Origin of the sequence: Anaerotruncus sp. 1XD42-93 (genome assembly GCF_009917605.1) — a bacterium.
Taxonomy (GTDB): domain Bacteria; phylum Bacillota; class Clostridia; order Oscillospirales; family Ruminococcaceae; genus Anaerotruncus.
On record NZ_QZEG01000088.1, the window covers coordinates 1 to 6703 of the forward strand.

The 6703-nt window shown below is 48.5% G+C and carries 7 protein-coding genes and 2 pseudogenes; 6 read left to right on the forward strand and 3 right to left on the reverse strand.

The genetic code is table 11. The annotated features are described in order from the left end of the window. Nucleotides 1-105 (forward strand): annotated as a pseudogene (locus tag D5269_RS18700) (IS5/IS1182 family transposase); the annotation flags it as partial. Between the two features lie 9 nt (nt 106-114). Then, nucleotides 115-1377 (forward strand): annotated as a pseudogene (gene ftsH, locus D5269_RS16395) (ATP-dependent zinc metalloprotease FtsH); the annotation flags it as partial. Here ftsH and D5269_RS16400 read toward each other — a convergent pair. From D5269_RS16400 to D5269_RS18710, 3 genes are all read right to left on the reverse strand, one after another. After that, a complete protein-coding gene (locus tag D5269_RS16400; protein WP_147408040.1) occupies nt 1356-1826 on the reverse strand; it encodes a hypothetical protein in 471 nt (156 codons plus the stop codon). The pseudogene ftsH and the gene D5269_RS16400 sit on opposite strands and share 22 nt — an antisense overlap. Nucleotides 1827-2243: 417 nt before the next feature. Then, complete coding sequence (locus D5269_RS18705) at nt 2244-2519, reverse strand: hypothetical protein (protein ID WP_016316682.1); 276 nt, start codon at nt 2517-2519, stop codon at nt 2244-2246. A gap of 27 nt (nt 2520-2546) precedes the next feature. Next, nucleotides 2547-3182: a recombinase family protein gene (locus tag D5269_RS18710; RefSeq protein ID WP_347707308.1), complete on the reverse strand. Its 636-nt coding sequence runs from the start codon at nt 3180-3182 to the stop codon at nt 2547-2549. Nucleotides 3183-3221: 39 nt separating this feature from the next. Between D5269_RS18710 and D5269_RS16410 the strand changes: the two genes are divergently transcribed. The 4 genes from D5269_RS16410 to D5269_RS18720 all read left to right on the forward strand — a co-directional run bounded on the left by D5269_RS16410 (nt 3222) and on the right by D5269_RS18720 (nt 6494). Continuing rightward, nucleotides 3222-3770 carry a PadR family transcriptional regulator gene (locus D5269_RS16410; RefSeq protein ID WP_016316684.1) on the forward strand — a complete coding sequence of 183 codons (549 nt, stop codon included), beginning with the start codon at nt 3222-3224 and terminating at the stop codon, nt 3768-3770. Next, on the forward strand, nt 3767-5407 hold the full coding sequence (locus D5269_RS16415; protein ID WP_120486984.1) for an NAD(P)H-dependent oxidoreductase: 1641 nt from the start codon (nt 3767-3769) through the stop codon (nt 5405-5407). The genes D5269_RS16410 and D5269_RS16415 overlap by 4 nt, the downstream gene beginning before the upstream one ends. Before the next feature lie 468 nt (nt 5408-5875). Then, nucleotides 5876-6211 (forward strand): zinc ribbon domain-containing protein, encoded by a 336-nt coding sequence (locus D5269_RS18715; protein WP_016316687.1) that lies wholly within the window; start codon nt 5876-5878, stop codon nt 6209-6211. Continuing rightward, complete coding sequence (locus tag D5269_RS18720; protein WP_243126932.1) at nt 6195-6494, forward strand: DUF4368 domain-containing protein; 300 nt, start codon at nt 6195-6197, stop codon at nt 6492-6494. The genes D5269_RS18715 and D5269_RS18720 overlap by 17 nt, the downstream gene beginning before the upstream one ends. Nucleotides 6495-6703 lie beyond the last annotated feature (209 nt).

The window sequence follows — 6703 nt, forward strand, 5'->3', positions numbered from 1 at the left end:
CGCCGTATCAAGCGATTTCGTCGCATTTTTACCCGCTATGACAAACTGGATATTATCTTTTTGGCTTTTGTCTTTTTTGCTCTCATTGTCGATGTGCTTATGTGAACACTACCTAATTCCATGATGTTCGGAAAGTCCAACGCTAAAGTCTACGTGAAATCCTCGGAGGGCATTAAGTTCTCCGATGTGGCGGGGGAGGACGAGGCCAAGGAGAACCTGGCCGAGATTGTGGACTACCTCCACAACCCGGATAAGTACAAGGAGATCGGCGCCTCCATGCCTAAAGGCATCCTGCTGGCGGGCCCTCCAGGCACCGGCAAGACCATGCTGGCCAAGGCGGTGGCCGGCGAGGCCGAGGTTCCCTTCTTCTCCATGTCCGGCTCGGAGTTTGTGGAGATGTTTGTGGGCATGGGGGCCTCCAAGGTCCGGGACCTGTTCAAGCAGGCCAAGGAAAAGGCACCCTGCATTGTGTTCATCGACGAGATCGACGCTATTGGCCAGAAGCGGAACTCGGGGAAAATGGGCGGCAATGACGAGCGGGAGCAGACTTTGAACCAACTGCTTACCGAGATGGACGGCTTTGAGGGCAACACCGGCGTTGTTATTCTGGCGGCTACCAACCGCCCTGAGTCCCCGGACCCAGCCCTGACCCGGCCTGGACGCTTTGACCGCCGGGTGCCTGTAGAGCTGCCCGATTTAAAAGGCCGGGAAGCTATTTTGAAAGTCCATGCCAAGAAAATTAAGGTTTCCGAAGAGGTGGACTTCCAGCAGATCGCAAGAATGGCCTCGGGAGCATCTGGAGCAGAGTTAGCCAACATCGTCAATGAAGCAGCCCTCCGGGCGGTACGGGATGGGAGGAAGTATGCTACTCAGTCTGACCTGGAGGAAAGCATTGAGGTAGTCATTGCGGGCTACCAAAAGAAAAATGCCATCCTTACTGACAAGGAGAAGTGGACGGTGGCTTACCATGAGATTGGCCATGCTTTGGTGGCTGCGAGGCAGACCCAATCCGCTCCGGTGCAGAAAATCACCATTATTCCCCGCACCTCTGGGGCATTAGGCTACACCATGCAGGTGGAGGACGGCAATCGCTACCTGATGACAAAAGAGGAAATCGAAAACAAGATTGCTACCTACACAGGAGGCCGCGCCGCAGAGGAGGTTGTTTTTGGAACAATTTCAACTGGAGCTTCCAACGATATTGAACAGGCGACCAAGTTGGCTCGGTCCATGATCACCCGCTATGGAATGAGCAAGGATTTTGATATGGTGGCGATGGAAACAGTGAGCGGCCAGTACCTTGGCGGAGATACTTCCTTGATCTGCCCCGCAGGGACACAGGACGAAATTGATCGTCAAGTGGTGGAACTGGTTAAAAGGACAATTATCCCGATACCCATTATATCAAGAGAACATTTATCAAGGGCTATAACCTGCATGGCAACCATCGTTGCTCTACCTGCATAATTCGGTTGGCGTTCAACAAGTCTTGCAATCCCGCCAAATAAATACAATGGTGTTGAAGCAGAAAATATCTGCGAAAAACCTGCTAATGTCAAACTTCTTGTTTCATCTGTTTCAAGCAAAAACTGCCAAAGGTAAACCAACAGTGAACAAATGCCCACGGTGTGAGCAATCAGTACTGCAGGAACAGGTTTCCATTTGCGTGCAAACTGTTTGCCCAGATAAAACCAAAAGGCTGTTGTGAGCAGAGGGAGTAAGTAGAAGCCTGCCATACCAATTACAGGAACCATAATCAAGACATTAACTAAATATCCAACTATTACAGGAACAAGAGTCAACAATATTAAAACACTTTTCTTCATATGGCATCATCCCCCCAAACCCCCGATTTGTCGTTTTCTTACAGCCATCAGTAGTGACCAATACACAAGCCTCATTTGATGGGCTGATGGTAGTGGCAAGCAATGCACAGGTATATGCCCCGTGCCGCTTGTTGGTGGCCGAGCTCCCCAAGCCCCCAGCGCATTGGCGTAGTTCTGTCCGATGCACAAGCTGCCGTTGGCGTCTGCTGGTATTACCAGCAAGGGATGACACCCCGGCGGAGCCGCCCCCGGAGGGCGCACGGCTGCCGTCAGGCAGTACCACCGCAGGCCCCTGGCCGGTGATGAGTAAGTGCGCTCTTCGCAGAGGGCCAAAAGAGAATGGAGCGCCTAGGTCATCCCCGGGCGCTCCCCCTTCGGCCCTCTCCTGCTGGTCGATCACCGTCTTTCCGGCCTGCGTCATCTTGCCACAAATACACAATACATCTCAAAATAACCGTCCTTAGATGGTGCACCGGGTACGGATAAATCCGAACCCTCAACCTCCGCCAGCGTGATAGTCTTGGAATCATCTTTATAATTGAAAGTAAGGATTATCCTCTCCTCATAAAGATACACCGCATTTACAAAACTGTCAATCAGCTTTTGACGCTGCTTCTGCTTTGACACAACAAGTTTGCTGAAACAGTAAGTAAAAAATCCTATCTGTTCTCTTGTAAGCAGTGGCTTGTGCATTTCCTCCTGCAAAATGCTGACTTCAAGCTAGCTTTTGATTTCCTCTAACTCGTCCAATCTTTGCTTGGTGGACGGGGTAAAAATCCCGGCTTGAATGGCGTTGAGCATATTGTTCATGCCTTTTTCCGTTTCCGCAAGCTGCTTTTTCAAAAGGGGCGGCTCGGTGCTTTCTTTCTTCTGCAACTCCATTAGCGCATCAATCAGCCGTTCCATGACTTCATCATTCATAGTTGCTTTCATGGTATAGTTGACAATTAAATCTTCAATCCAGTCTTTCTTAACCGCTTTCTTATCACAGAATTTCTTTTTCTTGGTGTTCACACGGCGATAATAGCGGTGTATTTTTATTGTGTGGCTTTCTCCCACCATAAAGGAATCGTATTTTCCACAATACAGCTTCGTTGTCAAAAGGTAATCGTCCTCGGCTTTGTGACGGGCAGGAGCCTTTTTGTTCTTTGCCAGCCGTTCTCGTACCCGTTCAAATAATTCTTTCGGAACAATCGCCGGGATACCCTCCTCCTTGGCTACATCACGATAACTGTACTCGCCCATATAGCGGCGGTTCTTTAACAGGTGGTTCATAATATTCAGCGTGATTTTCCCGTCACTTTCGTATACAATCTTCGCTTTGCTCTTGATTATATTCCACTTATGGAATATAATAAGCGTGTAGAGTAGAACAGAGCAAGGAGGGCGTACTGTATGTTAAAACATGGGATTTTGGGGTTGCTCAATTATAAAGAAATGACCGGGTATGAAATTATGGAAATTTTTCGAGACTCCCTAAATTATTTTTGGGACGCGAAAACCAGCCAGATTTATAGAGAGCTTCAAGGGCTGGAACAAAGAGAATGGGTGAATAAAACGGTTGTTCCGCAAAATGGAAAGCCGGATAAAAACGTCTATTCCATCACATCAGCAGGGCGAGAAGAATTACTGCGATGGCTTGCAGATAGCGACTTGGGATTGAGGGTCAAAACACCGATTTTGATGAAAGTCTTTTTTCTTGGGGAAAGAAGCGCGAAAGAAAATATTTGTTATTTTGATAGCGTTAAGAAAAGCTGCGAGTTCTTCCTACAAAGTTTAGATGCTGTTCCACGGCTCATATACACCTATGGCGATCTAATCGGTCAAAAAGAGAAAACACTTTATTGGCAGATGACGGTAGAATATGGGCGGCGAAGTTTACAAATGCAAATTGAGTGGGCACAGGACTGCATCCGGAGATTGGAAGGAGAAATGGAGTTATGAACATCTTGGTGATAAATGGAAGCCCGAAAGGGGCTGGCAGCAATACCTACCGACTCACGTCTGCGTTTCTGGATGGTATGAAGCAAGGGATTCAGGATGTTCAGACAAAGGGGCTTTCCATTAGCCGCATAAATATTAAACCCTGCCTTGGCTGCTTTTCGTGCTGGAACCGCACGCCCGGACAATGCTGCATACAGGATGAAATGCAACAGGTCATTCAAGACCTGCTTTGGGCGGACATTACAATATGGAGTTTTCCCCTATATTATTATACGGTTCCCGGTTCACTAAAGAATCTGATTGACCGCCAGTTACCTATGCTTCTCCCTTTTATGGAAGAAAAGGCCGGACAGGTTGGGTGCGGAGGACATCCCTCCCGATATGATATGAGCGGAAAAAGGACAGTGGTGATCTCCACCTGTGGCTTTTATACGGCAAAAGGAAATTATGACGGCGTATATAGTCTTTTCGATCATCTTTGCGGGCGGGGAAATTATACGACCATTTTTTGCGGTCAGGGCGAACTGTTTCGGGTGCCGGAGCTGTCTACGCGCACGAATGAGTACCTTTCATATGTGAAATTAGCGGGACAGGAATACGCCAGCGGTAGTATTTCCAACAAAACGCAGGAACTGCTTGACCAGCTTTTACTGCCAAAGGAAACCTTTGAAGCCTGCGCTGACGCGAGCTGGGGGATTGATAAGGGCGGCGCAAAAACAGGAGAGACCATCGCAAGAAAAGAATCTGACACACTGATTTTCACCAGGCAAATGGCGGCGCTTTATTGCAAGGAAAACTATCCCGGTAAAGACATCGTGCTGGAAATGCACTATACGGATGTGGAGGAAATCTACCAAATTCTATTAGGAAAAGATGGCAGCCATGTTTATACAGACGGGTCTTTAGCGGCCACCACAAAGATTGAAACGCCGGTTACTGTATGGCGTTCGATTGCGGCCGGAGAAATTCGGGGTGATGAAGCCATGATGCAAGGGCTTTATAAGGTAAAAGGAGATTTTACCTTGATGCTGAAATGGGACACCTACTTTGTCGGTTCACGGCCACAAATGCAACGAATGGAAGCCCCCCTATCGCAGAAAAACACCAATATGAATATTATGCTCATTTCGTGGATCGTTTTATGGGTAGCTCCTGCGATCCACAAGCAATGGGGTTGCCTTATCAGCATCGGTATCTGCGCGCTGATCCCCCTTATCTTCTATCGAAACAAAAAAACAGTATATGACATTTTGTCAAATGCTTTGGTAACGAGTTTTTCCGTTACCATGCTGGCCGGATATTCAGAAAAATGGATGTTGCCGCTGTCGTATCTTTCCTTTGCCGTGATGTGGCTTGTGTCCTGTTTTTGGAAAGTACCTCTTACTGCCCATTATTCCATGAACAGCTACGGCGGCGAGGGCGCTTTACAAAATGCTCTCTTTCTAAAAACCAACCGTATTCTGACTATGGCTTGGGGCGTTCTTTATCTGTTTACATCTGTTTTTACATGGCTATTGATGCGAACCTCTATTAGTAGCTTTGTTGGGCTTATCAATTCTGTATTGCCTATCTTCATGGGGCTTTTTACTGCGTGGTTCCAAAAATGGTATCCTGCAAAAGTGGCTGGGGGAAAGTAAGAACATTATATAAGCCAGTAAAAAATGCTTACGGTGGAGGTGGAGATGCTTGCTTATAACAGAATGGGTATTTTTTCCCGTCTAAGAACCTGTATTCATAATCAGAGGATGCCGGATAGGCGAGGGATTTTGCTGCCCTGCAAGGCGAAAAAACGCAGACAATACTTTGTGTATTGCAAGATTTTTCAACGCGGCAGGCCGGCAAAAGACCCGCTCAGACGGTGTCGAATGGTTGTGAATACGGGTTCTAAGAACAGAGAGAGGACAAACACAAGCCGGTGGTCGATCCCGACGCCGCCGAAACGGTCAAGCTGATTTACTCCATGTTCCTGCAAGGTAGCTCCAAGCGGGCCGTGTCGCTCCCCACCTGAACGAACACGGCATACCCAGCCCCTCGGCCTACCGGCGCATGAAGGGCCTGCCTGTTTCCTCCGCTGCGCCGACTGCGGCCAGGCCCTGGCCCGGAGCTTGAGCGGCAAATATGTATATTACGCCTGCTCCACCTATAAGAACCGCTCCCGGACGGCCTGCACCATGCACCCAATCAGGCACAACCGGCCGGAGACCGCCGTCCTGTTCGCCATTCAGCAGCAGGTACATTTAGCGGTTTCCTATTCTGAAATTATCGCGCTTATCAATACGGCCCCGATCAAGAAGTGCCAATCAAAGCGGTTGGACGACCTGATCGCGGCCAAGGAGCGGGAACTGGCGAAAGTCATCCGCTACAAGCAAGGGCTGTATCAAGACTGGAAAGACGGCGAGATCACTCGTGAGGACTACCACAATAGTGAAAGCCGATTATGAGCGCCAGACGGCTACGCTGACCGCTGTATTAGAGAACCTGACAGCGGAGCGGGCGGAACTGGCAAACGGTGTGGATAACGAACAGCCGGCGTTGGTAGCCTTTATGAAGTATCAGAACATCGACAAGCTGACCCGTGACATTCTTGTGGAACTCGTTGACCATATCAAGGTGTACGACGAGAATAGCAATATCAGCGTCCGCTTCAAGTTTGCTGATGAACAGCGAAAGATCGTCAAGTACATGGAACCCAACACCGAAGCTACCACCGCTTTGGCTGTTTGAGCCGTTACTCTCTCATATTGGCAGCTTGTTTTCCTAATAGGCGCTAATCATACCGTTTCATGCCCCTATTTTCCCACCTGCATTCCCTTTGTGCAATATTTATTTTTCAAACAAGGCCTAGGTTGTGTCGTCAATAGGAATGTGCTATAATAGTCCTCAAAGTAGCAGGAGGGCAGAAAAATGGCGAGGGAACAGCATCGACATGATAT

Bases quoted from the DNA above. Each gene is read 5' to 3' on its own strand.
- D5269_RS16415 (WP_120486984.1), top strand. From the start codon at position 3,767: ATGAACATCTTGGTGATAAATGGAAGCCCGAAAGGGGCTGGCAGCAAT.
- D5269_RS16410 (WP_016316684.1), top strand. From the start codon at position 3,222: ATGTTAAAACATGGGATTTTGGGGTTGCTCAATTATAAAGAAATGACC.
- D5269_RS16400 (WP_147408040.1), bottom strand. From the start codon at position 1,826: ATGAAGAAAAGTGTTTTAATATTGTTGACTCTTGTTCCTGTAATAGTT.
- D5269_RS18705 (WP_016316682.1), bottom strand. From the start codon at position 2,519: ATGCACAAGCCACTGCTTACAAGAGAACAGATAGGATTTTTTACTTAC.